This window comes from Pseudomonas sp. H3(2019) (genome assembly GCF_007713465.1).
Taxonomy (GTDB): domain Bacteria; phylum Pseudomonadota; class Gammaproteobacteria; order Pseudomonadales; family Pseudomonadaceae; genus Aquipseudomonas.
In genome coordinates, this window is sequence record NZ_VMSG01000012.1 from 119718 (window position 1) to 145004 (window position 25287).

The 25287-nt window shown below is 58.2% G+C and carries 24 protein-coding genes and 1 pseudogene; 20 read left to right on the top strand and 5 right to left on the bottom strand.

The genetic code is table 11. The features are described 5' to 3' along the window. The first annotated feature begins 77 nt into the window (after positions 1–77). From FPT12_RS14185 to FPT12_RS14220, 8 genes and pseudogenes are all read left to right on the top strand, one after another. Positions 78–1781, top strand: coding sequence for a molecular chaperone HscC (locus FPT12_RS14185; RefSeq protein ID WP_145016805.1), 1704 nt, complete (start codon positions 78–80; stop codon positions 1779–1781). Next, positions 1778–3469 (top strand): J domain-containing protein, encoded by a 1692-nt coding sequence (locus FPT12_RS14190; RefSeq protein ID WP_145016806.1) that lies wholly within the window; start codon positions 1778–1780, stop codon positions 3467–3469. The genes FPT12_RS14185 and FPT12_RS14190 overlap by 4 nt, the downstream gene beginning before the upstream one ends. Continuing rightward, entirely contained in the window at positions 3466–4473 is a 1008-nt protein-coding gene (locus tag FPT12_RS14195) for a DUF3829 domain-containing protein (RefSeq protein WP_145016807.1), read from the top strand. Before FPT12_RS14190 ends, FPT12_RS14195 begins: the two co-directional genes overlap by 4 nt. A gap of 115 nt (positions 4474–4588) precedes the next feature. Continuing rightward, positions 4589–5440 carry an iron uptake transporter permease EfeU gene (efeU, locus tag FPT12_RS14200; RefSeq protein ID WP_145016808.1) on the top strand — a complete coding sequence of 284 codons (852 nt, stop codon included), beginning with the start codon at positions 4589–4591 and terminating at the stop codon, positions 5438–5440. 8 nt (positions 5441–5448) lie between these two features. Further along, positions 5449–6648 carry an iron uptake system protein EfeO gene (gene efeO, locus FPT12_RS14205; RefSeq protein ID WP_145016810.1) on the top strand — a complete coding sequence of 400 codons (1200 nt, stop codon included), beginning with the start codon at positions 5449–5451 and terminating at the stop codon, positions 6646–6648. 18 nt (positions 6649–6666) lie between these two features. Then, complete coding sequence (gene efeB / locus FPT12_RS14210) at positions 6667–7965, top strand: iron uptake transporter deferrochelatase/peroxidase subunit (protein ID WP_145016812.1); 1299 nt, start codon at positions 6667–6669, stop codon at positions 7963–7965. A gap of 34 nt (positions 7966–7999) precedes the next feature. Continuing rightward, complete coding sequence (gene efeO, locus FPT12_RS14215) at positions 8000–8824, top strand: iron uptake system protein EfeO (protein WP_145016814.1); 825 nt, start codon at positions 8000–8002, stop codon at positions 8822–8824. 94 nt (positions 8825–8918) lie between these two features. Then, positions 8919–9835 (top strand): annotated as a pseudogene (locus FPT12_RS14220) (MFS transporter); the annotation flags it as partial. An 11-nt stretch (positions 9836–9846) separates the two neighbouring features. On the opposite strand, the gene FPT12_RS14225 reads toward FPT12_RS14220, so the two are convergent. Further along, a complete protein-coding gene (locus FPT12_RS14225; protein ID WP_145016816.1) occupies positions 9847–10893 on the bottom strand; it encodes a dienelactone hydrolase in 1047 nt (348 codons plus the stop codon). A gap of 262 nt (positions 10894–11155) precedes the next feature. Continuing rightward, positions 11156–11767, bottom strand: a complete 612-nt coding sequence (locus tag FPT12_RS14230) for an FMN-dependent NADH-azoreductase (protein WP_019690533.1) — start codon at positions 11765–11767, stop codon at positions 11156–11158. 128 nt (positions 11768–11895) lie between these two features. Between FPT12_RS14230 and FPT12_RS14235 the strand changes: the two genes are divergently transcribed. Together FPT12_RS14235 and FPT12_RS14240 are read left to right on the top strand one after the other, a co-directional pair. After that, positions 11896–12804 carry a LysR substrate-binding domain-containing protein gene (locus FPT12_RS14235; RefSeq protein ID WP_145016818.1) on the top strand — a complete coding sequence of 303 codons (909 nt, stop codon included), beginning with the start codon at positions 11896–11898 and terminating at the stop codon, positions 12802–12804. Beyond that, positions 12801–13160: an MmcQ/YjbR family DNA-binding protein gene (locus FPT12_RS14240; protein ID WP_145016820.1), complete on the top strand. Its 360-nt coding sequence runs from the start codon at positions 12801–12803 to the stop codon at positions 13158–13160. The genes FPT12_RS14235 and FPT12_RS14240 overlap by 4 nt, the downstream gene beginning before the upstream one ends. Here FPT12_RS14240 and FPT12_RS14245 read toward each other — a convergent pair. Together FPT12_RS14245 and FPT12_RS14250 are read right to left on the bottom strand one after the other, a co-directional pair. Then, on the bottom strand, positions 13157–13561 hold the full coding sequence (locus tag FPT12_RS14245) for a DUF1294 domain-containing protein (RefSeq protein ID WP_256676755.1): 405 nt from the start codon (positions 13559–13561) through the stop codon (positions 13157–13159). The genes FPT12_RS14240 and FPT12_RS14245 overlap by 4 nt on opposite strands. Further along, positions 13558–14388 (bottom strand): undecaprenyl-diphosphate phosphatase, encoded by an 831-nt coding sequence (locus FPT12_RS14250; protein ID WP_145016824.1) that lies wholly within the window; start codon positions 14386–14388, stop codon positions 13558–13560. Before FPT12_RS14250 ends, FPT12_RS14245 begins: the two co-directional genes overlap by 4 nt. 298 nt (positions 14389–14686) lie before the next feature. On the opposite strand from FPT12_RS14250, the gene FPT12_RS14255 reads away from it, so the two are divergent. The 9 genes from FPT12_RS14255 to FPT12_RS14295 all read left to right on the top strand — a co-directional run bounded on the left by FPT12_RS14255 (position 14687) and on the right by FPT12_RS14295 (position 23192). Continuing rightward, complete coding sequence (locus FPT12_RS14255) at positions 14687–16321, top strand: methyl-accepting chemotaxis protein (protein ID WP_145016826.1); 1635 nt, start codon at positions 14687–14689, stop codon at positions 16319–16321. A 219-nt stretch (positions 16322–16540) separates the two neighbouring features. Continuing rightward, positions 16541–17104, top strand: coding sequence for a nicotinamide riboside transporter PnuC (pnuC, locus tag FPT12_RS14260; RefSeq protein ID WP_145016828.1), 564 nt, complete (start codon positions 16541–16543; stop codon positions 17102–17104). Beyond that, on the top strand, positions 17101–17625 hold the full coding sequence (locus tag FPT12_RS14265; RefSeq protein WP_145016893.1) for an AAA family ATPase: 525 nt from the start codon (positions 17101–17103) through the stop codon (positions 17623–17625). Before pnuC ends, FPT12_RS14265 begins: the two co-directional genes overlap by 4 nt. A gap of 357 nt (positions 17626–17982) precedes the next feature. After that, the gene (locus FPT12_RS14270; protein WP_145016830.1) at positions 17983–18423 is read left to right on the top strand and encodes a hypothetical protein; all 441 of its coding nucleotides are present in this window, start codon (positions 17983–17985) and stop codon (positions 18421–18423) included. Next, positions 18420–18992, top strand: coding sequence for an adhesin (locus FPT12_RS14275; protein WP_145016832.1), 573 nt, complete (start codon positions 18420–18422; stop codon positions 18990–18992). Before FPT12_RS14270 ends, FPT12_RS14275 begins: the two co-directional genes overlap by 4 nt. 51 nt (positions 18993–19043) lie before the next feature. Then, entirely contained in the window at positions 19044–20345 is a 1302-nt protein-coding gene (locus tag FPT12_RS14280; RefSeq protein WP_145016834.1) for a heme utilization protein, read from the top strand. Between the two features lie 71 nt (positions 20346–20416). Further along, entirely contained in the window at positions 20417–21097 is a 681-nt protein-coding gene (locus FPT12_RS14285; RefSeq protein WP_145016836.1) for a C39 family peptidase, read from the top strand. A gap of 33 nt (positions 21098–21130) precedes the next feature. Beyond that, positions 21131–21871, top strand: coding sequence for a hypothetical protein (locus FPT12_RS14290; RefSeq protein WP_145016838.1), 741 nt, complete (start codon positions 21131–21133; stop codon positions 21869–21871). A 46-nt stretch (positions 21872–21917) separates the two neighbouring features. Continuing rightward, the gene (locus tag FPT12_RS14295; RefSeq protein WP_145016840.1) at positions 21918–23192 is read left to right on the top strand and encodes a transporter; all 1275 of its coding nucleotides are present in this window, start codon (positions 21918–21920) and stop codon (positions 23190–23192) included. Between the two features lie 65 nt (positions 23193–23257). On the opposite strand, the gene FPT12_RS14300 is transcribed toward FPT12_RS14295, so the two are convergent. Further along, on the bottom strand, positions 23258–24583 hold the full coding sequence (locus tag FPT12_RS14300) for a sigma-54 dependent transcriptional regulator (RefSeq protein ID WP_145016842.1): 1326 nt from the start codon (positions 24581–24583) through the stop codon (positions 23258–23260). 345 nt (positions 24584–24928) lie between these two features. Between FPT12_RS14300 and FPT12_RS14305 the strand changes: the two genes are divergently transcribed. Next, a complete protein-coding gene (locus tag FPT12_RS14305; RefSeq protein WP_145016844.1) occupies positions 24929–25195 on the top strand; it encodes a hypothetical protein in 267 nt (88 codons plus the stop codon). Positions 25196–25287: the final 92 nt, after the last annotated feature.

Here is a 25287-nt window from a genome sequence, read left to right on the forward strand (position 1 = left end):
CAGACTCAATAACAAGACCCTGTGGCCAATAGGCTGTCGCGGGGGGATTCTCGAACTGACATGGAGGTGTAAACGTTATGATCGTCGGCATTGATTTGGGCACCACAAACAGCCTGGTCGCCGTTTGGCGCAACGGCGCACCCGAACTGGTTCCCAACGCGCTGGAAAGTCTGCTGACCCCAAGCGTGGTCGGCCTCGACGACGAGGGCCACGTGCTGGTCGGTCAGACCGCCAAAGAACGTTTGCAGACCCATCCACAACTCACGGTGGCATTGTTCAAACGACACATGGGCAGTGCCCACGAACTTCGCCTCGGAACCCGGCAGTTCCGGCCAGAAGAACTGTCGGCACTGGTGCTGCGCAGCCTCAAGGAAGATGTCGAGCGCCGCTACGGTGAAACGGTCACCGAAGCGGTGATCAGTGTTCCCGCCTATTTCAACGACGCCCAACGTAAAGCCACGAAAATTGCCGGCGAACTGGCCGGCCTGAAGGTCGAACGGCTGATCAACGAACCGACTGCCGCCGCCCTCGCCTATGGGCTGCATCAACGCGACAGTGCCAGTTCGTTTCTGGTGTTCGACCTCGGTGGTGGTACCTTCGATGTGTCGATCCTCGAACTGTTCGACGGCGTGATGGAAGTCCGCGCCAGCGCCGGCGACAACTTTCTCGGCGGTGAAGACTTCGACACCTTGCTGGTTCAGGCCTTTGTCGCCGCACATGCCAACCGAAGCGACATGCCACACCTGACGGCCCCCAACATCGCCTATCGCCTGCGACGCGAAGCCGAACGCGTGCGACATGCCTTAGGACAAGCCGACAAAGCGACCTTCGTCCTGCGCCATGGCTCCGGTCAATGGGAGCAGACGTTCACACAATCACAGTTGGCCGAACTCTACGCGCCGCTGCTCGTGCGTCTGCGCGCGCCGATCGAAACCGCGCTGCGAGACGCGCGCATTCGGCCATCGGAACTGGACGAAGTTCTGCTGGTGGGCGGTACGACCCGTATGCCGATGATCCGGCGGATGGTCGCCGGATTGTTCGGCCGGTTTCCTTCGATTGCGCTGAACCCGGACGAGTCGATTGCGCTGGGCGCAGCGGTGCAAGCGGCGCTCAAGACCCGGGATGCAGCGCTTGAAGAGGTGGTGTTGACTGACGTCTGCCCGTACACCCTCGGAATCGAAACCACGATCAGCGTCGGCAACGGTGCAGAGTCGGGTCATTACCTGCCGATCATCGAGCGTAACTGCGTGGTACCGGTGAGCAGGGTCAAATCGGTCTGCACCTTACGCGACAATCAGCGCAAAGTGCTGCTGAAGATCTATCAAGGCGAAAGTCGCTGGGTGAAAGAAAACATCTACCTCGGTGAAATGGAGGTTGAAGTGCCGTTGGCACCGGCGGGAGAGATCAGCATCGATGTGCGTTTCACTTACGACAATAACGGCCTGCTCGAAGCCGAGGCGCTGATACAGCGGACCGGCGAGCGCCGGAGACTGGTGATCGAAAACAACCCCGGCGTGCTCGCCCCCGAAGATATCCAGCAACGCTTGGCCGCGTTGGCCGGCCTCAAGGTTCACCCACGGGAACAGCAGGTCAACAGTCTGCTGACCGCGCGCCTCGAACGGCTGTATCAGGAAAGCCTCGGCGACTTGCGTCAGCGGCTCGATTACATGGCTAACCGTTTTCAACAGATGCTCGACAACCAGGATGAGCGAGCCATACGCGAACTGCGCCTGCAACTGATGCAACAACTTGATGAGCTCGAACAAGGTCTGTGGCGATGAATTGCTGGGCAATTCTGGGGCTGATGGCCGATGCCGATTCACGCAGCATCAAACGCCAATACGCGACGCTGCTCAAAGTACACCGCCCGGATGAAGATCCCAGCGGTTTTCAGCGCCTGCGCGAAGCCTACGAACAGGCCATGGAATGGAGTCGCCGTAAACCGGTGGTGCAGCCGTTCGGTGAGCGCGAGCAAACAGTTGAGGTTCAACCACCGCCAGCGTCGCTTGGCGCAGAGTTCAGTTTCGAGCTTAAGAACGTACAGTTCGGGGAACGTCCCAGACAGCAACAAGCGGCTCAGTTGCTGGAGAACGTTACGGTCGATCAACTCGATCAACGCTTGGCGCAAGCACGGGTGTCTCACTGCACCATAGAGTTCGAAAATCAGCTGTTGATGATGTGCCTGAAGCCTCGCGAAGACGCGATGTTGCTGGCGGCGTGGGGTCTGCAGCAATTCAATTGGCTAAGTGCCTGGCAGCGTGCGGATTTATCGCCGAAAGCGCTTGAGCTGCTGTGTCGCGCTTACTGCCACGAAGTAAAAAAACAGCTGGGCGAATTACTTGATTCCGGCCAGTTCGACGCGTTCATCGAGCGTTTTCTGGCTCTCAAGCAAGCCGACTGGTTGCAGCCGTTCGAACGCCACGACTGGTTTAATGAAACCTTGGCCAGCTTGCTGGTGGATTCGAGGTTCTGGTCTGCACAAGTGTTCGAAACGCTGCGCTCGCATCAGCACTGGCACCCGACCGGGGGGCGTTGCCCGGAACCCTATTGGTCGGCGCTGCTGGAGCGCCGCGATAACCAGGCGACTTTTGAAGCATGGGAACGCTTGGCCGTCCTGAATGACCGTGAGCCCCATAGCCGGGCTGCACGATTGTTACTGACGCCGATGACCACCGCCGAGCGAAGTGCCTTCGCACGGCGTTTTTTTGAAGCTGACTGGAATGCCTGCCGCACTCTCAGTGAGAAGATCCAGCGTTTGCATCCGCAACGGTGCTGCGAGATGCCAAACGGCGATCCGTATTTCTGGAAGGCCCTCATGCAGCCCCGCCAGACCTGGCCTATGTATGCCGGGTTGTTGGGCGCTTCGCTCACCTGGGCGGCCGGTGAATACCTCAATGATAAATCCGGCATCGGCGCGAGCTTCGCCGCGATGCTGTTCTGGCTCTGTGTGTTGGCTACGCCTGGTGCGGCGTTGCTATGGGTCTGGCGCCCGCTGGCTGACCGGTTCTGGTCACAGGACGTGCGTTTAAGCCGCGCCGTGTCGCCTCGACTCAGCTTCAGACGCCCTGCACCGCTGATACTGCGCGAGTTGCTGCCCTGCTGGCTGATGGGTGCTCTGACATGGGTCTGTTGTGGCGCGACGGGATTGGCCGCTTACACCGTGGTGGTGCTGGCGCTGAGTGCCTTGAGTCGCGTCGTCTGGCCAGAAACGCTGCGAATCAAGCGCCCTAAGGTTCGGCTACCCGCCCTGGGCTCGGCGCCGACAATTGCTCTGATGGTTGGGGTGATTGGCCTGACGATCCTGTTTTACACCATTGCCAGCAGCCAGTTGATGGGGCCGGATCAAGGATTGCAGCAGTTTGCCAAGCGCGGTTGCAGTGGCCCCCTTGACAGCCGTCAGGAATGCCGGGTAGCGCCCACCCATAAGCAGTGGTATGGGCAGTCACATATTCAGGGGGCTCGACTGTGAACAAAAGCATAATCGCAATTGCAATTACCGCAGTGCTGACGGTGACATTTCTCGGTGTGTTGAGAGACCATCAGAGCACCATCCTGACACCGATCAACCGCTGGATTCATCAACCGGACCTCGCCGAACGGGAAAAAGCCAGCGCCCTGCGCCCGCTGATTACCTGCCTGAACTCGGTCGACAGCCGCTGGCGCCAAGCATACGCCAACTACCTGAACCGCGGCCACGAAGTCGACCTGACCCTGAAAAAGCGCTTTCCTGAGGACGTCGGACCGATGACCGACGTCAATGAGCGACTCAACTACTTGAGAAGTCACGATGCTTATAGCTGTCGGCTAAACGCGCTACAAAAAAACAGCCTGCAAAAATCGGCCCCTGACCTGCTGCCGCTGCAGAATCGCTTCGAAACGTCCTTGGGGGCGGCAAATGACGCCGCCGGGCGCTTCGATTTTTTCAACCCCACACCCCTCTACTCGGTCAGCACGGCGGACAAGGTCGAGCGAGACAGCTTGTTTCTGCCGCTAGTCGATGACTACCTCAACGCCTCCGACGATCTACGGCGGGCGCTTGATGCCGAGGACCGGAGTTTGCGCCAGGTTCAGCTGGAGCAGCTTAAGACCCGAGATCAACTGAAGTATGCGCACCTCCTCACCTACATGCTTGAAGCGCGAACCCTCATGTTCAAGCTCGACAGCCGTGTCAGAGAACGAACCTTTGCGGCCAGTGATCTGAGCGACGCGACTCTCGCACTGCAACAGGCCTGGGACAATGGCAGCCGTTACATGGAAGCGAACCCGGCAACCAGCAACGCCGATTACCCGGAAAACATCTGGAACTATGTGCGTTCGCCGGGCAAGAACTATCTGGATTCAGTCAACAGGCTGCGCGACGACTGGGCAGCCAAGGCCTCGCCGCAACAGTTGAGTGATGACTTCGATCGGATCGGCCGCCGCTACGATCAATTGGTCGAAGTCTACAACGAACGGGTCAATCCACTGTTTTAGAGGTTGCTGAACAATGCGTTCAGCGTCCGTTCAGCAAATATCAATCAATACCATTCAGTAATGAGTATCATTATGTTACAAATTCGCTTCCACTCCATAGCTGACGCGGTGCTGAATGCTGGTTCCCTTTTTGATCATGCTGCGCGAAGGCGTTGAAGCGGCGTTAATCGTCGGCATCATTGCCAGTTATCTCAAGCAAACCGGGCGCGGCCAATGGATGCCCGCCATGTGGATCGGGGTCTTCCTCGCCGTCGCGCTGGCCCTGCTGGTGGGCGGTGGTCTGGAGTTGGTCAGCGCTGAATTCCCGCAAAAACAACAGGAGCTCTTCGAAGGCGTGATCGGCTTGCTGGCGGTCGGCATTCTGAGTTCCATGGTGTTCTGGATGCGCAAGGTCGCGCGCTCGATCAAGCATTCGCTGCACGTTTCCCTCGATCACGCGCTGGCTGGCTCCAAAAACCAGGTCACCGCGTTGATCGCCATGGTGTTTTTCGCGGTTGCCCGCGAAGGCCTGGAAACGGTGTTCTTCCTGCTCGCGGTATTCCAGCAAAGCGAAGGCCCGGGGGCGCCGATCGGTGCCCTGCTCGGCCTGCTGCTGTCGATGGTCATCGGCTTTCTCATCTACAGCGGCAGCATGCGCCTGAACCTAGCCGCGTTCTTCCGCTGGACCGGGCTGTTCATTCTGGTGGTGGCAGCCGGCATTCTCGCAAGTTCCGTGCGGGCACTGCATGAAGCCGGGCTGTGGAATCACCTGCAAACCGTGCTCTTCGATTTCAGCGCAACCCTGCCGATGGATGGCCCGTTGGGTTCGGTGCTGGCCGGCATGTTCGGTTATCAGGATGCGCCGACCGTCAGCACCCTGGGCGCCTACCTGATTTATCTGCTGGTCGCGCTGGTGATGTTCTTCCTTCCGGGTAGCGCGCCGGCCAAACCAGCCGCCACGCCACCTTCTTCCGTTTCCAGCCATTAAGGGCATTCATGTCAAACCAGGCCCCTCTTCAGACCTCGCCTCCCCGCGCCCTGCGCTGGGCAGTGGCCGGCTCGGTGATCGTGATGATCGCCGCTGGCGGGTTGTTCTACTATGCATCGCAAATGGCCGCGGCCAAGCGCCAGACCCATCATGACGAGATCACCGTCACGATTAATCCGCACAGCTGCGAGCCGAATGCGCTGACCGTACCGGCGGGCCGCAGCAGTTTTCGCATCGTCAACCACTCGGATCGCGCCGTTGAATGGGAGATTCTCGACGGTGTGCTGGTGCTTGAGGAACGGGAAAACATCGCCCCCGGCCTGAGTCAGGTGATCACCGCCAACCTGCTGCCGGGTGATTATGCGATTACCTGCGGCTTGCTCAGCAATCCGCGCGGCACGCTGCATGTCACGCCCACCGCCGCATCCGATGCTGCGGCGCAGGCACGTCCGTCGATGGTGGCGTTTATTGGACCGTTGTCGGAGTTTCGGGTTTACCTGAGTAGTCAGGGCACTGCGCTGATTAATGCAGTCGCCGCGTTGCAACAGGCTATCGACGCCGGTGACCTGAACCAGGCCCAGGCGCTTTACGTGCCGGCCCGCGTTGCCTATCAACGTATCGCGCCGGCGGCTCAACGCCTGGCCGAACTGGACAAGGTCATCAACGCTCGCGCCGATTACTTTGAAAAGCGCGAGCAGGATCCGGACTTCATCGGCTTCCACCGCCTCGAATATGCGCTGTTCCAGCAACGAAACATCGACGGTCTGGCGCCGGTCGCCCAGCGTCTGGTTGCCGATGTCACCGAACTCAAAAAGCAATTGCTGGCCCAGTCGCTGCCGCCTGAACAACTGGTGAGCATCGTCGCCCGCAACATCCGCAACTTGGCCGATGTTCGAGCCAACAGCGGCGAAGAAGAACGCTACAGCCACACGGACCTGCACGGATTTGCCGCCAACCTCGAGGTCACCCGCAAAGTGATCGACCTGTTGCGTCCGCTACTGAGCAAGTCTGCCGCAGCGTTGCTGACCCAATTGGACACGGCCACCCACTCTCTCGATGCCGAACTCAATGGCTTGCGAGTGAAAGACAGTTACAGCAGTTACGACAGCGTCGGCGCCGATCAGCGCGCACGACTCGCCGACAAGGCCAAGGTTCTGGCCGATGCACTCGATGGAATCGATCCCGCCCTTGGCCTCTCCGGCCTATAAGCAGAAGACCCTATTCAGATGAATGATTTAGATCAGTTTAATGCCCAGCGTCGCCGCGTACTGCTGGGCATGGGCGCCGCCGGCGTCGCGTTGGCGGGCAGCACATTGAGCTGCCCGGCCATGGCCGCCAGCCCGGCGCAAGTCACTGAAGCACCGAACAGCGACAAAACCCAGGATCGCCATGACTTCCATGGTCAGCACCAGACCGGCATCGTCACGCCGCGCCCGACGTGCGGCATGCTGGTGTCGTTCGACGTATTGGCCACCGACCGCGAAGACCTCGATCGACTGTTTCGCACGCTGAATCAGCGGATTGCGTTCCTGATGTCCGGCGGCCCGGTGGCTCAGGTCGACCCGAAGTTCCCACCCGTGGACTCGGGAATTCTCGGCCCGGTGGTGACACCCGACAACCTGACCATCACTGTCTCGGTGGGTGAATCGCTGTTCGACGAGCGTTTTGGCCTGGCCGGCGCCAAGCCCAAGCGATTGATCCGCATGGTCGGCTTCCCCAACGATGCTCTGCAACCCGAGCTCTGCCACGGCGACTTGAGCCTGCAGTTCTGCTCCAACACTGCCGACACCAATATTCACGCCTTGCGCGACATCGTGAAGAACCTGCCGGACTTGCTGCTGGTGCGCTGGAAACAGGAAGGCAGCGTGCCGCCACAAGCGCCGGCCAAGCCTGGAACACCTGCGCAGAGTGCGCGCAACTTCCTTGGCTTTCGTGACGGCTCGGCCAATCCCGATTCCAACGACAAGAAAACCATGGAGCAGATTGTCTGGGTTCAACCGGGCAGCGATGAGCCGGCCTGGGCGGCCAATGGCAGCTATCAGGCGGTGCGGATTATCCGCAACCTCGTCGAGCGTTGGGATCGCACGCCACTGCAAGAACAGGAAAGCATTCTCGGTCGGGTCAAAAGTACCGGCGCACCCATCGGCGGTAGCCATGAAAGCCAGGTCCCTGACTACGCCAAGGACCCTCACGGCAAGCTGACCAAAATGGACGCGCACATCCGCCTGGCCAACCCGCGCACTGCCGCGACCCAAGCCAATCTGATCCTGCGTCGGCCGTTCAATTATTCCAACGGCGTGAGCAAAAACGGTCAGTTGGAAATGGGCTTGCTGTTCATCTGCTATCAGGCCGATCTGCACAACGGTTTCATCACCGTGCAAACCCGACTCAACGGCGAGCCGCTGGAGGAATACCTCAAGCCCATTGGCGGCGGCTACTTCTTCACGTTGCCGGGCGTAACCGGCGACAAGGACTTCATCGGTCGTTCACTGCTCGATGCCACTCAACCGAAAACCACGGCTTAACCCCCTAAACACAACAAACTCACGGAAAAGTCCCATGAAAAAGTCGCCTCTCGCTTTGCTGGTTGCCCTTGGCTTGCTCCACACTCCACTGTCGGCTTTCGCCGCCACAGCGCCGCTGGATCTGGTGGGGCCGATTTCGGATTACAAAATCTACGTCACCGAGCAGCTCGACGGGTTTGCCAGCCACACCCAGCAGTTCACCGACGCGGTGAAAAAAGGTGACCTGGCCACCGCTCAGAAGCTCTATGCGCCCACCCGTGTTTACTACGAGTCGATCGAGCCGATTGCCGAGCTGTTCAGTGACCTCGATGCGTCCATCGACTCACGCGTCAACGACCACGAAAAAGGTGTCAAGGCTGAAGACTTCACCGGTTTTCACCGCATTGAGTACACGCTGTTCTCTGAGAAAACCACCGAGGGCCTCGGTGAACTGGCCGATGGTCTGAATAACAACGTCAAAGAACTGCAAACCCGGGTTGCTGGCCTGACCTTCCCGCCGGAAAAAGTCGTGGGCGGCGCCGCTACATTGCTCGAAGAAGTCGCTGCGACCAAGATCTCCGGTGAAGAAGACCGCTACAGCCACACCGACCTGTATGACTTTCAGGGCAACATCGACGGTGCGAAGAAAATCGTCGACCTGTTCCGTCCGCAACTCGAGAAACAGGACAAGGTTTTCGTCGCCAAAGTCGACAAGAACTTCGCCAGCGTGAACACGATCCTGGCCAAGTACAAAACCGCTGGCGGCGGTTTCGAGACCTACGACAAGGTCAAGGAAAACGACCGCAAGGCGCTGGTCGGCCCGGTCAATACCCTGGCGGAAGACCTGTCGACCCTTCGCGGAAAACTGGGTCTGAATTAAGCATTGTTTCAACGTTCGATGATCGTTCCCACGCTCCGCGTGGGAATGCCGCCATGGACGCTCTGCGTCGGCTTCGGGATGTGACGCGGAGCGTCACGGGATGCTGGGGATCGTGTTCAGTGGCGTGCTGACGTTGCTGTCGACCTTGTTGCAGCGCCTGCCGTTGCTGAGCCTGATGATTCTGATTGTCGGTCGATTGTTCCTGGGGATCGCCCAAGGCTTGGGTGCATGGGCCAGGTGGGGCCCGAACACACCGCCCGCTCGATTTCCTGGAACGGCATTGCTTCGTATGCCGCGATTGCCATTGGTGCGCTACTGGGTGTGGTGATGGTCGATCAGTTGGGGTTCGTGAGTCTTGGGCTTGCGCTCTCGGGGTTAGCGCTGGCGGCACTGCTGCTGATTCGCAACAAGCCCTCGGTGCCGGTCATTCGCGGTGAGCGGCTGCCGTTTTGGGCGGTGTTCGGGCGCATAGCGCCGTTTGGTGTCAGCCTGAGCCTGGCCTCGATCGGCTACGGAACTCTCACCACCTTTATTACCCTGTTTTATGTCAGCCGTGGCTGGAGCGGTGCGGCCTGGTGCCTGACGGTCTTTGGCATTTGTTTCATCCTCGCGCGCCTGCTGTTTATCTCCAGCATCAACCGCTTTGGCGGGTTCAGCTCGGCCATTGCCTGCATGAGCATCGAAACCCTGGGGCTGGGCCTGTTGTGGCTGGCACCTACGACGGCAGTGGCGTTGATTGGTGCGGGGCTGACCGGGTTCGGTCTGTCACTGGTTTACCCGGCATTGGGTGTCGAGGCCATCAAGCAAGTGCCAAGCAGCAACCGTGGCGCCGGCTTGAGTGCCTATGCGGTGTTTTTTGATCTGGCGCTGGCGATTGCCGGGCCATTGATGGGCGCGGTGGCGTTGAACCTGGGGTACTCGTGGATTTTCTTCTGCGCGGCGCTGTTGTCGATCACCGGACTGGGGCTGACCCTGCTGCTGAAACGTCGCTCAGCACTCAGCCCCTCGTAAGACCCTGGCGTCTACGGCAACGTCTGGTCAGCCGTCTGCATTCCCGCCCCGCTTGGCTTGCTCAGGGTTTGAGCAAAGAAACGCCCGGCTTCGGAGATCAGGTTACGGTGAATGTCCTCACGATTAACGCCGTCAGCATCGGTACACAAGGCCGGCATCGCCGCGAGTTGCTCCTGGGTACACGGTGCCATGAACACGAAATGCCCGGCCCCCGCCAGCAGTTTGAAATCCGGAGCAACGGGTAGCTTGCGAGCGAGCGCCGCAGCGTTTTTATCGAGGGCGACCAGTTTGTCGCCATCGCCGCTATAGAGCAGCACCGGCACATGCACACCGGCCAGGGTATGGCGACCGAACTTCAGGCTCAATGGCGCCATCAGTAACAGCGCGTGAACCCGTGGGTCAGCGACTGGTTGCAAGTCATCGCGGTCGACAATCAGTTCACCGTTGGTGCTGCAGGCGTCTCCGTCGTCAGGGCGTTCTTTACAGTAAAGGCGTAAACGATTCAGGTCCGGCGTGGCACCCGAAAGAATCAACGCTGTTTCGCCACCGGCCGAATAGCCGATCACCCCAACCTCGTCGGGATTGACGAACGGCGACAGCATGGGGTCGGCCAGGGTTGCGGTAATGGCTTCGGAAATCTGGATCGGCCGTCCATAAAGGTTGCTTAACGTACCGAGGCGGCTGTGATCCTTGGAGTTGTCACCGGGATGAATCACCGCCACCACCACAAAGCCTTTGCGTGCCAGCGATGTGGCAAGGTCATGCAACGCCAATGGGGTGCCGATGTTGCCGTGGGAGAGCATCAACATCGGAAAGCGGCCAATCGCGACCCTTGCGTCTTCGGTCGCCTGGACTTGATAACCCTCGAGCTTGCTGAAATGTTCGATGCCGGTCGACGGATAAAAGGCGATGGCCCGCATGGGCTGTAAATCCAGCGGATCGAGAAACGTCAGCTCATGGTAGCCAACGCTCCAATGAGGGTGCGGCGCAGGCGCGGCTTGCACTGAATTCAGGCTGCTGAGCAGGCAAATCAGTAACATTGCACAAAGACGCATCATGGGATGCCCCACCTTGTTACCCGATTGGAATACCCGTTTTCCGCCAATCCCTTGGATTAAAGCCTTGCGCCGACAATTGCCGCTTTCAAGGTCTATGCAGAACGGGGCCGATAACCCGAGACTGCATAACCTGGGCCAACACCTGAAACGACAGCGCTTTTGAAGCAGATACAGAAAGACTCCGTACCCTGATCGTTTTACGACGATCAGGGTACGGAGTCTAGTGGGTATTGCCTGAGCTTATTAACTCTTTACGCAAGCCTTACGCGGCAGCGAACAGTTGCTCGCTGATGCGTGCCTGAGCGTCGCTCATGGCTTTGTTGCGAACGTCGTCACCGTAAGCCAGGCCATGGGCGCGGACGAACTCGATATCGGTGATGCCCATAAAGCCCAGCATGACTTTCAAATACTCTTCGTGACCTACGCCAGTCGCCTGGCCCACGTGCATGCCGCCAGAAGTCGACACCACCACGACTTTCTTGTTACCGCACAGACCTTCAGGGCCGGCTTCGGTGTAGCGGAAAGTCTGGCCGGCAACGGCAATGCGGTCGATCCAGGCCTTGAGCTGGGTCGGGATAGTAAAGTTGTACATCGGCGCAGCAATCACGACGGCATCGGCAGCGAGGAATTCAGCCAGGGTCGAAGCGCTCAGTTCGGCTTCGTGCTGTTGTGCGGCGTTACGCAACTCGGCAGTGGTGCCGGCAGCGACCAGCGTCGCGGCAGAGAAATGGCTGATGGCGTCGCTGGCCAGGTCGCGGTAGGTCACCACGGCAGCAGGCTCGGCGGCTTTCCAGGCCTGGACGACACTGTGGCTCAACTGACGGGAAGCAGAGTTGTCGCCAAGGATGCTCGAATCAATGTGCAAGAGTTTCATGTGGGATCTCCAAGTGAGGATCGCCACCGGGCGATCTAGTGGAAACAATCCTACAGATGAAACCAATAGCCGATTAGCCAGCAACAATGTGATAGTTTGTCCCACTGATAGGACAGTCGAGTAATGCCATGCAAGACCTCAATGACCTTTACTACTTCGCCAAAGTCGTCGAAGCCGGCGGTTTCGCCGCCGCCGGGCGCGTGTTGGGCATTCCCAAGTCGCGGTTGTCGCGGCGTATTGCCGAACTTGAAGAGCGCCTGGGGGCCCGCCTCCTCCAGCGCACCACCCGCCAGCTGAAGCTGACCGCTGTCGGCGAGCGCTATTTGCGCCATTGCCAGGCAATGCTGCTGGAGGCCGAAATGGCTGACGAGGCCGTCGCCAGCATGTCCAGCGAGCCCCGAGGGCGGTTGCGGGTTTCCTGCCCCGTTGGGCTGGCTCATGAGTTTTTGCCATCGGTCATCAGCTCGTTTCTGGAACGCTTTCCTCAAGTGCAATTGGAGATGCAGTTGCTCAACCGCCGGGTCGACCTGGTGACCGAAGGCATCGATGTCGCCTTGAGAGTGCGCGAACTGGGTGATGAAGACCCGTTGCTGGTTACCCGGCGCCTGCGCCAGGCGCAAATGGTGATGATCGCCAGCCCGGCCTTTATACGCGAGCATCCGATCAGCAGCCCGGAAGACCTGAAGCAGGTGCCGGTGCTGGGTGCTCTGGAGGCCGATCGCATGGTGCATCTGCGCATGCTCGATGCTCAGGGCAAGAGCTATGACCTGTCGCTGGAAGCACGACTGGGGATCGATGATTTCATCGTGCGCAAAGCCTGCACGCTGGCAGGTCTTGGCTTTACCCTGCTGCCGATGATGTACTGCGAAGAGGAACTGGAAAACGGCTCGCTCGTGCAACTCTTGCCCGAGTGGTCGCTGCCTGGCGGTTGGCTGCTGGCGGTCTACCCTCATCGGCGCGGTTTGCTACCGGCGGTACGCGCCTGGATTGATCATTTGACCGAATCATTCAAAGCCTGTGGGGATCGATTGTTATGAAGGCTAAACCGATGACTGAAGAAGACGTGGCGCGTTTCTGCCTGGCACTGCCCGGCGCGCAAGAAGATTACAAATGGGGCGGCGTACGGGTGTTTTCGGTTGCTGGAAACAAGATGTTTGCCCTGCAAAACCTGCGGGGTGAGTCATTGGCGTTCAAGGTCGACAAAGAGCTGTTTCTGGGGCATGTCGACCGCCCGGGCATCGGGCCTGCGCCCTATCTGGCAAGGACGCAGTGGATCATCATGCAAACGCCCTACCCGCTTGGCGCCGATGAGTTGCAAGGCTTGCTGCAACGTTCTCACCAACTGGTGGTGAGCAAGTTGCCCAAGCGCGTGCAGGTCGGGTTATTGCTTTAGAACAAGCTGAAGCGGCCGGCGCCGATAAACAACTGGTCGATCCAGAACACCTGATGCAGCAGCACGATGATCCAGAACACCAACTGATAGGAGACTTTGCGGGTCTTGTGCCGAAACACTTGCTGGGCGAGCAAGGCGCCCGGCCAGCCACCGGCCAGTTCAACCGCGTGCAGTATTTTTTCCGGTGTACGCCAGCTGTCGGCGCGGGCCTTGCGCTTGTCGCGCCAGTACAGGACGAACGCCAGTCCGCTGACCATCCCATAAGCTGCGAGCGGAACCAGCGAAATCCCGCGCCACCATAAAAGGGTCGAACCAAAAGCCGGCAAGGCGCACAGCACCAGGAACACCAGGCCTTTGAGGCGCGGGTTTTGAATCCCGCGCCCATTGCGTGGCTCGATCACGATGTGGCGGCTGCCCAGTCTACCCAACCAAACTGCCAGGTCGCCAGAATCAGCAAACCAAACGCGATCCGGTACCAGGCAAACGCGGCGTAGCTGTGGCTGGCAATGAACTTGAGCAAGCCCTTGACCGCGATCATTGCGAAAACAAACGCAGTGACGAAGCCGATCGCGAACACCGGGAGGTCAGCGGCCTGGAACAGGTCGCGATATTTGTAGCCGGAGTACACCGCGGCACCGACCATGGTTGGCATGGCCAGGAAGAACGAAAACTCGGTGGCGGTTTTACGCGATAGACCAAACAACAAGCCGCCGATGATCGTCGAGCCAGAGCGCGAAGTGCCGGGAATCATCGCCAGGCACTGGGCAAAACCGACCTTCAGGGCATCTTTCCAGGTGATCTCGTCGACGGTTTCGGCGTGCACGCTGTGCTCGCGACGCTCAGCCCACAACATGATGACCCCGCCCACCACCAGCGCCGTCGCCACGGTGACGGGGTTGAACAGGTATTTGTAGATCAGGTCAGCGAAGATCACTCCCAGTACCACCGCCGGCATGAAAGCGATCAACAGGTTGACGGTAAACCGTTGAGCGTTGCGCTGCGTTGGCAACCCGGTCACCACGTCGAGGATCTTGCGGCGAAACTCCCAGACCACGGCCAGGATCGCGCCGAGCTGGATGATGATGTTGAATGCTTTCTCGCGCTCGCCACCGAAGTTGAGCAAATCCGCGACGATAATCTGGTGCCCGGTACTGGAAATGGGCAAAAACTCTGTCAGTCCTTCTACAACGCCAAGAATCAAAGCCTGAGCGGCGGTCCAAAAATCCATTAATCCCCCAATGAAACGATGCCTCCAAGGCATGCCTCGTTAAAAATATTCAAGCGTTCACTGCGATCAGCGTCATTGAATGACAACGCGCACAATCCCTGTGCGAAACGTTAAAAATCTGCCGAAAAATCAGCGCGATTTCAGATTTTTACTAACGCGGCCGAAATCCTATCAGACATGCCTGAATAACGCTGCGCCGTAATTGGACTTGAGTCGGATAGGCTCAATAGCAAAAACGTGCCTGAATGCTGGCGGTCGTTTATGACAGAACAAGAACAAAAAACGGAGTAACACGGTTATGAATAGCTTGCGCAGTGTGTCGATCAGCCGTCGTCTGTGGCTCATCCTGATTGTGGCTGTGCTGATGCTGTTGACGTTGGGTGTGCTGATGCTCAAGCAGATCCACGATGACCTTTATCAGGCCAAGGCCCAGAAAACCCAGCATGTGGTGCAGACAGCCAGCGGCATTCTGGCCTACTACCACGATCTGGAAACCGCCGGCACCCTGACCCGCGAAGCGGCGCAGAAACAGGCATTGAGCGTGGTGCGCGGATTGCGCTACGACCAGAACGACTACTTCTGGATCAACGACCTGACACCCGTGATGGTCATGCACCCGACCAATCCGAAACTTGAAGGCCAGAACCTTTCCGCGATCAAGGATCCGGACGGCTTCGCGTTGTTCAACGAGATGGCGGCCATCGCCAAGGCCAAGGGCGCCGGTATGGTTGACTATCGCTGGCCAAAACCGGGCGCCAGTACACCGGTCCAGAAAACCTCCTACGTGAAACTCTTCGAGCCCTGGGGCTGGGTCATTGGTTCGGGGGTGTACATCGATGACATGCAGGCCGAGTTTTACGCACAGATGTGGCAGACATCGCTTGTCGGGCTCGCCATTGCTGTCCTTATGGCACTGCTGGTGACCCTGATTGCGCGCAGTATCGTGCGCCCACTCCAGGAAACCGTGAACGCCATGGCCAATATTGCCAGCGGTGAAAGCGATCTGACCCGTAGCCTTGATACCCATGGTCAGGACGAAGTGACCGAATTGGCGCAGCATTTCAACGCCTTCACGGCAAAACTGCGCCGGGTCATCACTCAGTTGCAACTGTCCGCCAGTGCCCTGGGGCAATCATCCAGCGACTTGGGCAACGATGCGGCCCAGGCCCAGGCGCGCAGCCAGCAACAGTCCCAACAAATGGAACTGGTGGCGACCGCCATCAATGAAGTGACCTATGGCGTGCAGGACGTGGCCAGGAATGCCGAACACGCCGCCAGCGAAATGCGCGATGCGCAAGCGCAGGCACAACAGGGGCAAGTGAACATCGACGGGAGCTTGCAGCAGATCGATCAGCTGTCGGGCACCATCGATCAAGCCGTTGAGGTTATCCGCACCCTGGCCACCGAAAGCACACAGATCGGCAGCGTGCTCGAAGTGATCCGTTCGATCGCCGAACAGACCAATCTGCTGGCGCTCAATGCGGCCATTGAAGCCGCCCGAGCCGGTGAGCAAGGACGGGGTTTCGCGGTGGTGGCCGATGAAGTCCGACTGCTGGCACAGCGCACGCAGAAGTCCACGGCTGAAATCCAGTCGATGATCGAGCGCTTGCAGAGCCATTCCGAGGCGGCAGTCAAAGTCATCGGCGACAGCAGCCGTGCCTCGCAGTTGACCATTGAACAGGCCGGGTTGGCGGGTGCCAGCCTGAACGCGATCGGCCAGGCCCTGAATAATCTCAACGGCCTGAACGCATCGATTGCCAGCGCAACCCTGCAACAGGCGCATGTGGTCGAGGACATCAACCAGAACGTCACCCAGGCCGCGGGTTTGTCCCACGGCACTGCCTTGGCCGCTGAGCAATCGAGCGTCGCAAGCGTGCATTTGAAAGAACTCAGTGAGCAGTTGAATGGCCTGCTCAAGCAGTTTCGGGTGTAGACACAATTTGCAGTGAAACACCGCTCCTGTGGGAGCGAGCTTGCTCGCGATGACGGTTTTACATTCAACATCAATGGTTGCTGTCACACCGCTATCGCGAGCAGGCTCACTCCCACATTCGATCGTTGCTGTTTCGAACCTTGCGATCACTTGACTGACTGGCATTAGGGTCACCTGCGGTACAATCGGCGCCCTTTTCAACTTCACCAAGGATCCTTCATGTCCGGGCTTGAACTGTTTGCCGCCGCACTCGGCGTGATTGCCGTCTGGTTGACGGTCAAACAGAACCCTTGGTGCTGGCCGATCGGACTGGTCATGGTGCTGCTCTATAGCTGGATCTTCTTCGAGGTAAAGCTGTATTCAGACATGCTGCTGCAGGTGATTTACGCTGGCTTGCAGCTTTACGGCTGGTGGCAGTGGACCCGTGCCGGCGAAGCGCAACATGGCCGGCAAGTCACGCAGCTGGATGGCCGTTCGATGTGGGCGGGGTTGGCCGTCGGTGCCGTCGGCAGCTTGCTGCTGGGCGCGGTCATGGCTCATTGGACTGATGCCGCGCAGCCCTGGCTGGACGCGGCATTGACCGGTTTCAGTCTGGTGGCGCAACTGTGGATGGCGCAAAAACGCCTGCAATGCTGGCCGTTGTGGATTGCCGTCGATGTGATTTTTGTCGGGCTGTTTATCTACAAGGGCTTGTACCTGACGGCTGCGCTCTATGGCCTGTTTACGCTGATCGCCGTGCAAGGCTGGCGCGAATGGCAGGCCGATCCGGCGCTGCGCGCATGAAGGTCCTGGTACTCACCGGCCCGGAATCCAGTGGCAAAAGCTGGTTATCGGCAGAACTTCAACGCCACTTTGGTGGGTTGCTGGTGGGCGAATTCGTTCGTTACTTCATTGAGCAGAACCCTCGTGATACCTGCCTTGCCGATATCCCGCAGATTGCCCGAGGTCAAATGGCCTGGGAAGACAGCGCCCGGGCCCAGCGCCCCGCGTTGCTGATTCTCGACACGCACTTGCTGAGCAATGTGCTGTGGAGCCAAACCCTGTTTGGCGAATGCCCCGCCTGGATCGAAGACGCTTTGCTGGCCAGGCAGTACGACCTGCACCTGCTGCTTTCTCCCGAATCGGTTGACTGGACGGATGACGGCCAGCGCTGCCAACCGGATCTGAACCAGCGCCTGGCGTTCTTCAACGCGACAAAAGCCTGGCTGGAACAACATCAGCAACGGCTACAAGTCATCAACGGCGATTGGGCTGAGCGCCGTCGTCAGGCCTTTGTTGCAGTGGAGCAATTGCTAACGCCGTGAAGGTATCCCCGCTCGATACGTCCCCGGTTTCCCCCTGTTTTTTGGACCATGTGTCCGTTTCTGAAACACTCCAGTGCAGCGCAACAGCCCTATCAGCGGCCTTCATCCGCTTGTCATGCTGACTGTTAAGTCATTGATACACTCGCCCGCAAACACTTGATTTAGAGCTTTTCGACCTACGGGGCCGGCTCACGATGGCGGGCACCGTCTCACGGTTGATACAGCTCAAACATCCCTCTGCCTGTGCTGTCCCTTAACCTATTGAATTCAATCAACAAATAAAAAGCGGCACAGCTTCTGCTCTCTCCTTCACAACGCTGACCAAGGCCAGCGCACAAAAGACGAGGGAGTGCCGACGTGGAGACAATCGATAAAGGCTTTATCCGCCTCCTGCTGATCGGATGTGCGTTCAGCTCCGTCATCAGTCTGCCTGTCCCGGCCGCCGATGGGATCATCATCATCCAGCGGGAAGTCCAAACGCGTAACGCGACTCGCCGCCCCATGGTTCCCGACCCTAGCCCCCTGACCGTCAATGCCAACCCGTCCAAACAAGTCATCAGTGCAACCAATGAACTGTCGGACAGTGACATTTCCGGCATCAGCAGCGGTGCAAGCATCGCCGGCACGATCACTCAAGCCACCGGCACACTGAGCGGCAACGTCAACGGTCAGTCACAGCTGCCCGGCTTGTCCGCAGGACATTCCGCAGGCTCCGGCAACGGTGTTGCCAACAGGATCAACGGCACCATCCAGCAAGGCCTGGGCAGTCTGAATGTTATCGGGGGGACAATGAAATGAATCGCACTCTGCTGATTCTGGCCATGTTTTGCAGTGCGCCGACCTTTGCCCAACCTCCTGTTATCGATACGGCCACCATCGACAACTCCGGCAGTCAGTACCAGGGCAACTTTTCAGTCAACCAGGCTGCCGGTGATCAGCAACAACAGGCCAACGCCCGAGCCATCGCCATTAACACCGATGCCAGCGCCACCACGCAGATTCGCCAACGGTTGCGTACTCAGGTCGATCCCAGGATCGATGCCCAGTCAGCCATTAAAGGCAACGCCTTCAGTAACGGTAATGGCGTACTGGGGGTCAACCAGAGTTCGGGCGCCAGCAACCAGCAAGCCAACGCCCTGCGGATAAGCATCAGTGCTACGCCGCAAAGTATCGACGACAGTGTCCTCAAGCAACAGAACGTGGCGCTGCTCAACAACTCCGATTCAACGGATCTTACCCCTGGCCATCGCCAGGTCGCTACCAGCGACCAGGCCTTCACCGGTAGCCGTGGGGTGATCCAGTTGAATCAGAGCGCCGGGGTGGGAAACCGAACGGCCAACACCCTGAGCGTACGGGTCGCGGATTGACCCAAAAGGTAAAAACAACACTTAACCTAAAATAAAGTACGGAGAATCAGCATGAAACCCTTAATGGCAATCAAGCCTCTGGTTTTCGCAATCGCTGCGGTAATGGCAGTTGCTGCACAAGCTGGCCAAGGTGGTGACGAGCATCACCACCATCCAAAACCAGTCGTCAATCCAAAAGACACCACCAATGCTGGCGCCACTGCCAACGCTACAGATAAACAAACCAGCACTGGCAACTACATCAGCAATGAAGGAACTAAAAACAGCGCCAACATGGCCAACTCGGCCACGGGCGCGTCCGGCAACGTGGGCGTCAACGTTGCAGCAGGCGACGGCAACCAACAAGACAACGCGGCCGCCATTGCCAGCGGCGATGGCTCGTTTGTCTTTGGTTCTGTGGTGGCAACCGCCAAGGTCACGCAAACCCAAAGCAACAACGTGGTCGACAACTACTCCACCAACAACAGCGCCACTATGAGCGGTTCGGCCAACGGCGGCAGCGGCAACCTGGGCATCAACATGGCTGCTGGCGACCTTAACCAACAGAAAAACACCATGGCGATCGCTGTGTCTGGCGGCAAGTACGCTACCGCTACCGCGAGTGCCGATCAAACAGGCCCAGGCCTGAAGGTGGATAACGACGCCGATCGGACGTACCGCGTGGATACGCTGTCGCGTACCGTCTCAGCCAGCGGTCATGAGTCTTTCAGTAAGGCATCCGATTCGAAATCTGCTTCGGACTATGCCAAGTACTCCGCTTCGGCCTTTGCTGCGCAATTTGCTACGAAGTCTGCTTCGAACTCTGCCAGCGACTCTGCTTCAAAATCTGCCTGGAACTCTGCCAGCAACTCTGCTTCCAGCGCTGCTTTGAAAGCTAAACTGGACGCTTCTGTGGACGTGGACGCTAGTGCTTCCAGGTATAATGGCCATCACTATAGCAGCAGCAGTGCGGATTTCGACGCATCGGTCAACGCATCGCTCAACGCATCGCTCGACACCTCGAAAAGCGCATCGAACAGCGGATCGAACAGCAAATCGAACAGCGCATCGAACAGCAAATCGAGCAGCGCATCGGGCAGTGCATCGGGCAGCGAATCGTATGGTGCAGCTGGCTCCGCAGCGAGCGACAAATCGCGTAGCTTCAGCGAGTCCAGTTCGTTTGATTTGAGCAACACTGTGTCCTGGCAAGTGCTGACCCCAACTGGCTGGGCAAACCCTGTGACCAACACTGCCAACCTGAACGGTTCGGTGAATGGCGGCAGTGGCAACCTGGGCGTCAACGTGGCTGCCGGTGCTGGCAACCAACAAAGCAACTCGCTGTCCATTGCATCCGGTTGCAAAACCTGCCTGTAAACCAAGCTCCAGAGTCTGGAGAGCCCCCTTCGGGGGGCTTTTTTTCACTCTTGCACGGAAGGCTTACGATCATGCGCATTTTCGCCCTGATGTTCCTGGTTTTTCTGGCTGGTCTGAGCGAAGCGGGACAAATGCCGCTTTCCGTCTTGCCCGGCGGAGCGGTCGTTTTCAAACCGGTCCAGAGCATGCGTGAGCGCAAATTTGCCGACCTGGTCCAACAGAAAACCGACTTCAGTTGCGGTGCAGCTTCCCTGGCGACCATATTGCGCCAGGCCTATTGGCTGGACGTAACCGAGGCACAAATCATCGAAGGCATGCTGGCTCACTCCGACCAGAATCTGGTCCGCGTCCAGGGCTTCTCCATGCTCGACATGAAGCATTACGTGGAAAGTATCGGCATGCGGGCCCGTGGTTACCGGGTAGCGCCGGAAGGTCTGACCAGTGTCGCCATTCCGGTCATCGTGCTCATGGACATCCGCGGCTACAAGCACTTCGTGGTCATGCAAAAAGCGGAGAAAGACTGGGTGTATATCGGTGATCCGGTACTCGGTCACAGACGCTTCAAGTTCGACGACTTTGTCAAAGGCTGGAACGGCATCATCTTCGCCGTCATAGGCCAGGGCTACGACAAGACCAACGTCTTGCGCGATCCACCTTTGCCACTGACCGCCAAGAACCGCATCAACACCTTCAGCCCGGTGCGGGACACAGAATTGATGGATTTCGGATTCATCCAGAGCGACTTTTTCTAATGACAAGGGAGCACGAAGCTCCGGGAGTATCCAATGAAGACTCCATACTGGCTGGCCGTCGTTTGCCTGGCCGCCAGCCTGCCAACACAAGCACTCACGTTCAAACCGATTGAACTCAAGGATCAGGAGTTGGCGACCCTTCGCGGCCGGTATGTCATGCCGGGCCGGATCATCAGTTTCGGGATTGTCATGACCAGCACTTGGCAAAATGCCAGTGGTGAAGTGATCGGGGCGACTTCCTCGATGCAGATTCAGGAATCGACCATCAAGCCACAGTTCTATGTGTCGATGATCGACAAGAAAGGTGATGGTTCACCGGTCTCCCAGGGTTCCGGGAATGTCAGCGGCGGCGCCGGCCTCAGTACCACCCAGGGTGTAACCCAGGTCGTGCGCGCCGCCGGCGACTACAATAGCGCCTACAACAATGTCGGCATCAACGTCAAAGAAGCCAACCAGGCACCACAAATGGATACCCAGGGCCAGCCATTGGCCGCCGGCACGACCCTGTCCGCGTCCAACGGTGCCGGGACCTTCAGTATGTCGTCGAGTAACACTGGCGTGCAGTTGAACATTCAGGCCAACAACAATCAGGGCAGTACCGTGCAACGCCTTGCCCAGGGCGGCCTGTTGCAGAATGCGACCTTGCTCGGCGGAGGAAACCAGGTGAACAACCTGACGTCCCTCAATGTTGTCCTGCGCAACAACCTGCCGACCGTCGGGGCGCTGGACTGCAGTCTGGACCAACTAAAAGGCCTCCGCACTCTCGGATACTGATCTACGCTGAGTCTCATCGAATGTAGTCAGAAGGGACGGCAAACCCATGCACAGATCGTTCACGTTGAGAGCTGTCGTTTGTTTGAGTACCCTGGTCCCGGCCACTTTGCTGCAAGCAGCACCGGACCCCCAGGTAGAAGCCCTAAAACAAGAACTCATGGAGCTGAAACAGCGTTACGAAGCACAACAGAACGCGCTGATGGTACTTGAGCAACGCGTTAAACAAGTCGAAGAAACACCAACAACACCTGCTCCCAAGCGCCTGACCCGCTCCCCTGCCGAGAAGACCGCAGGCGCCAAGACCGTGGCCACGGGTGCCCCAGGGACCAGTTCGTATGGGCAGTCGCTCAAGGACGACTCGGGACCGGCGCAAAGCGTGTCCAACCTGTATGACGAAGCCAGCGGCTTCTTCGGTGGTGGCAAGTTCAGTTTCGAAACGGGCATGACTTATACCCACTATGACACCCGTGCATTGGTGCTCAATGGCTTTCTGGCTCTTGACTCGATTTTTCTTGGCAACATCAACATTGACCGCATCAAGGCCGACAACTGGACCCTGGACCTGACAGGCCGCTACAACGTGGCGCAACGCTGGCAGTTCGACATCAACGTCCCGGTCGTCTATCGAGAATCGACATACTCTTCTGGTGGTGCAGGAGGCGCAGCCCCGGTCTCATCCGACGCCACCGTCAAGCGCGATCCGACCATAGGCGATGTCAACTTTGGTGTTGCCTACAAGTTCCTGGATGAATCGGAAAACCTGCCCGACGCGGTCGCCACTCTGCGTATCAAGGCGCCGACCGGCAAAAATCCGTACGGAATCAAGCTGATCAAGGACCCGGGCAACGACAATTTGTCGGTACCTCAGTCACTCCCTACCGGCAACGGTGTCTGGTCGATTACCCCGGGTATCTCGCTGGTCAAGACCTTCGACCCTGCCGTGCTCTTCGGCAGCCTGTCCTATACCTACAACATGCAGGACTCCTTCAGCGATATCAGCCCCACTGTAAATTCCACGGTCCCGGGAGACGTGAAACTGGGCGACTCCTGGCAGGTCGGCGCCGGTATTGCGTTTGCCTTGAACGAAAAAATGAGTATGTCGTTTTCGTTTTCCGACCAATTCGCCCGCAAAAGCAAAGTCAAACCAAGCGGCCAGGACTGGCAATCAATCCCGGACAGCGATTACAACGCCGCCAACTTCAACATCGGCCTGACCATGGCGGCAACCGACAAACTGACGATAGTCCCCAACCTCGCCATCGGCTTGACCCAAGACGCACCGGCCTTCTCCTTCAGCCTGAAATTCCCGTACTACTTCTAAACGCCACACAAGGAAAAGGCCCGCTGCGACGCAAATCGCAGCGGGCCTTTTCGTTTCTCCGCGCCCTAGCGGATCTGGTGCTTGTGCAGCAATCGGTAAAAAGTCGGCCGGGAAACGCCCAGTACTCGAGCGGCTACGCTGAGGTTGTCACTGTGGCGGTTCAATACGTCGCACAATGCCTGGCGTTCGGCGCGGGTCTTGTAGTCTTCGAGGGTGCCCATCGGCGCGGTAATCGTCTGTTGGCCAATCAACCCCAGGTCCCGTGCCTCGATCTGTCGGCCTTCAGCCAGCACCAATCCTCGACGCACCCGGTTCGCCAGCTCACGGACATTGCCCGGCCAATCGTGCTTGCCCATGGCAATCAGTGCGTCTTCGCTGAAGCTGCGCGGCCGACGTCCGGTTTCCTGGCTGTAAAAGTGGGAAAAATGGTTGGCCAGCAGCGCCAGGTCGCCATGACGCTCGCGTAGCGGCACAGTGACCACCTGCAGGACGTTGAGCCGGTAGTACAAATCCTCGCGAAAACACTTGGCCTCGATCGCAGCTTCCAGGTCCACGTGAGTGGCTGCCAAGACCCGGACATCCACGGGAATCGGTTGACTGCCGCCGACCCGTTCGATGTGTTTTTCCTGCAGGAAACGCAACAGGTTAGCTTGCAGTTCAAGGGGCAGATCACCTATTTCATCCAGAAACAGGGTGCCACCATTGGCTGCCTCAATACGTCCGACTTTACGTTGGTGTGCACCGGTAAAAGCGCCCTTTTCGTGACCAAACAGCTCGGACTGAATCAGATGCTCGGGAATCGCCCCGCAATTGATCGCGACAAACGGTTTACTGTGGCGTTGCGACTGACGGTGCAAGGTTCTGGCGACCAGCTCTTTGCCGGTACCGCTTTCCCCCCGGATCAACACCGGCGACTCGGTAGGCGCCAATTTGCTCAGCAATTTGCGCAGTTCGCGGATCGGCCGACTGTCGCCCAGCAGTTCATGCTCGGGCTGGTGGACGTGAATGGTGCCCTGGCCGCGCAAACGCGCCATGCCAAACGCCCGCCCAAGGGTCACTTGAACCCTGGAGACGTCAAACGGCAAAGTATGGAAATCGAAAAACCATTCGCAGACAAAATCGCCGGCATTCTGCAACCGCAGGACTTCCTGGTTGAGAACAGCGATCCATTCAGTGCCGCTACGGCTGATCAGTTCCTTGACGGCTTCAGGACGTTCAAAATGAACAGGTTGAAGGCGCAGCAGGCCGACATCACAGGAACGATGGGAAGCGTTCTCCAAGGTACAACTGTCGACATCCCAGCCGATCGTACGCAGGCCGGGTAATAAGCGATGGCAGTCGTCACACGGATCAACCACTAGCAAACGTCGCAATGCGGGCGTTTCGATCATGACTGTTCCTTGGCGCCAAAAATTAGAAAATTTATTAGAAACAGTCGTTTGGCGTCCCTGAATGTAACGTTAGCAAGATCTTGACGCGGCCTTGTATCGTTTAATAATAAGGTCAACGTCGTTTACGTTATAAAACATGCCCTTATTAGCTCCCTGACAGGTTTGAACCTTTCATCCAGCTTTCAATGCGTCCCTTGCCGCTGCCTTTATAAAAGAAAGTTGAAATTTCTTTTGAATGTGTGTGACCCGCCCCCCCATTGCGCGCATCAGTACAAGTAACCAGCCGAACGGTAAGCCCAACCGACGGCACATCACTTGATTGGGCACAGACGAGAGAAGACCCCCATGAACGCCCCGCTCCGTATCAACGAAGCTCTTTTGATTGCCGACCGCGCATTTACCCCCTTCCAATGCGTGGCCTGGGCTCCACAGGACGGCACCGGCGAACTCAGCCTGACTGTCATCGACCGCACCAGCACCCCTATCGGCCGCAAACAGATCCCCAGCAGCACCTATACCGACCCGGCCCAACTTGAATCCTTGCTGGAACAGGTTCGCGCCGAATTGAGCGAGGAAGGTTATCAGTTGCAATCCTGGACAATGCCGCAGTAAACGAAAAGTGCGGATCACGGCGAAGTGATCCGCACTTTTTTATTGATACATCTCAAGATCCCCCCTCCTCTTCGACACTCTCGGTTAACGCT

Bases quoted from the DNA above. Each gene is read 5' to 3' on its own strand.
- efeO (WP_145016814.1), top strand. From the start codon at position 8,000: ATGAAAAAGTCGCCTCTCGCTTTGCTGGTTGCCCTTGGCTTGCTCCAC.
- FPT12_RS14230 (WP_019690533.1), bottom strand. From the start codon at position 11,767: ATGAAACTCTTGCACATTGATTCGAGCATCCTTGGCGACAACTCTGCT.
- FPT12_RS14305 (WP_145016844.1), top strand. From the start codon at position 24,929: ATGAACGCCCCGCTCCGTATCAACGAAGCTCTTTTGATTGCCGACCGC.
- FPT12_RS14235 (WP_145016818.1), top strand. From the start codon at position 11,896: ATGCAAGACCTCAATGACCTTTACTACTTCGCCAAAGTCGTCGAAGCC.
- FPT12_RS14295 (WP_145016840.1), top strand. From the start codon at position 21,918: ATGCACAGATCGTTCACGTTGAGAGCTGTCGTTTGTTTGAGTACCCTG.
- FPT12_RS14255 (WP_145016826.1), top strand. From the start codon at position 14,687: ATGAATAGCTTGCGCAGTGTGTCGATCAGCCGTCGTCTGTGGCTCATC.
- FPT12_RS14280 (WP_145016834.1), top strand. From the start codon at position 19,044: ATGAAACCCTTAATGGCAATCAAGCCTCTGGTTTTCGCAATCGCTGCG.
- FPT12_RS14185 (WP_145016805.1), top strand. From the start codon at position 78: ATGATCGTCGGCATTGATTTGGGCACCACAAACAGCCTGGTCGCCGTT.
- FPT12_RS14300 (WP_145016842.1), bottom strand. From the start codon at position 24,583: ATGATCGAAACGCCCGCATTGCGACGTTTGCTAGTGGTTGATCCGTGT.
- FPT12_RS14285 (WP_145016836.1), top strand. From the start codon at position 20,417: ATGCGCATTTTCGCCCTGATGTTCCTGGTTTTTCTGGCTGGTCTGAGC.
- FPT12_RS14240 (WP_145016820.1), top strand. From the start codon at position 12,801: ATGAAGGCTAAACCGATGACTGAAGAAGACGTGGCGCGTTTCTGCCTG.
- FPT12_RS14225 (WP_145016816.1), bottom strand. From the start codon at position 10,893: ATGATGCGTCTTTGTGCAATGTTACTGATTTGCCTGCTCAGCAGCCTG.
- FPT12_RS14265 (WP_145016893.1), top strand. From the start codon at position 17,101: ATGAAGGTCCTGGTACTCACCGGCCCGGAATCCAGTGGCAAAAGCTGG.
- efeB (WP_145016812.1), top strand. From the start codon at position 6,667: ATGAATGATTTAGATCAGTTTAATGCCCAGCGTCGCCGCGTACTGCTG.
- efeO (WP_145016810.1), top strand. From the start codon at position 5,449: ATGTCAAACCAGGCCCCTCTTCAGACCTCGCCTCCCCGCGCCCTGCGC.
- FPT12_RS14290 (WP_145016838.1), top strand. From the start codon at position 21,131: ATGAAGACTCCATACTGGCTGGCCGTCGTTTGCCTGGCCGCCAGCCTG.
- efeU (WP_145016808.1), top strand. From the start codon at position 4,589: ATGCTGGTTCCCTTTTTGATCATGCTGCGCGAAGGCGTTGAAGCGGCG.
- FPT12_RS14275 (WP_145016832.1), top strand. From the start codon at position 18,420: ATGAATCGCACTCTGCTGATTCTGGCCATGTTTTGCAGTGCGCCGACC.
- FPT12_RS14190 (WP_145016806.1), top strand. From the start codon at position 1,778: ATGAATTGCTGGGCAATTCTGGGGCTGATGGCCGATGCCGATTCACGC.
- FPT12_RS14250 (WP_145016824.1), bottom strand. From the start codon at position 14,388: ATGGATTTTTGGACCGCCGCTCAGGCTTTGATTCTTGGCGTTGTAGAA.
- pnuC (WP_145016828.1), top strand. From the start codon at position 16,541: ATGTCCGGGCTTGAACTGTTTGCCGCCGCACTCGGCGTGATTGCCGTC.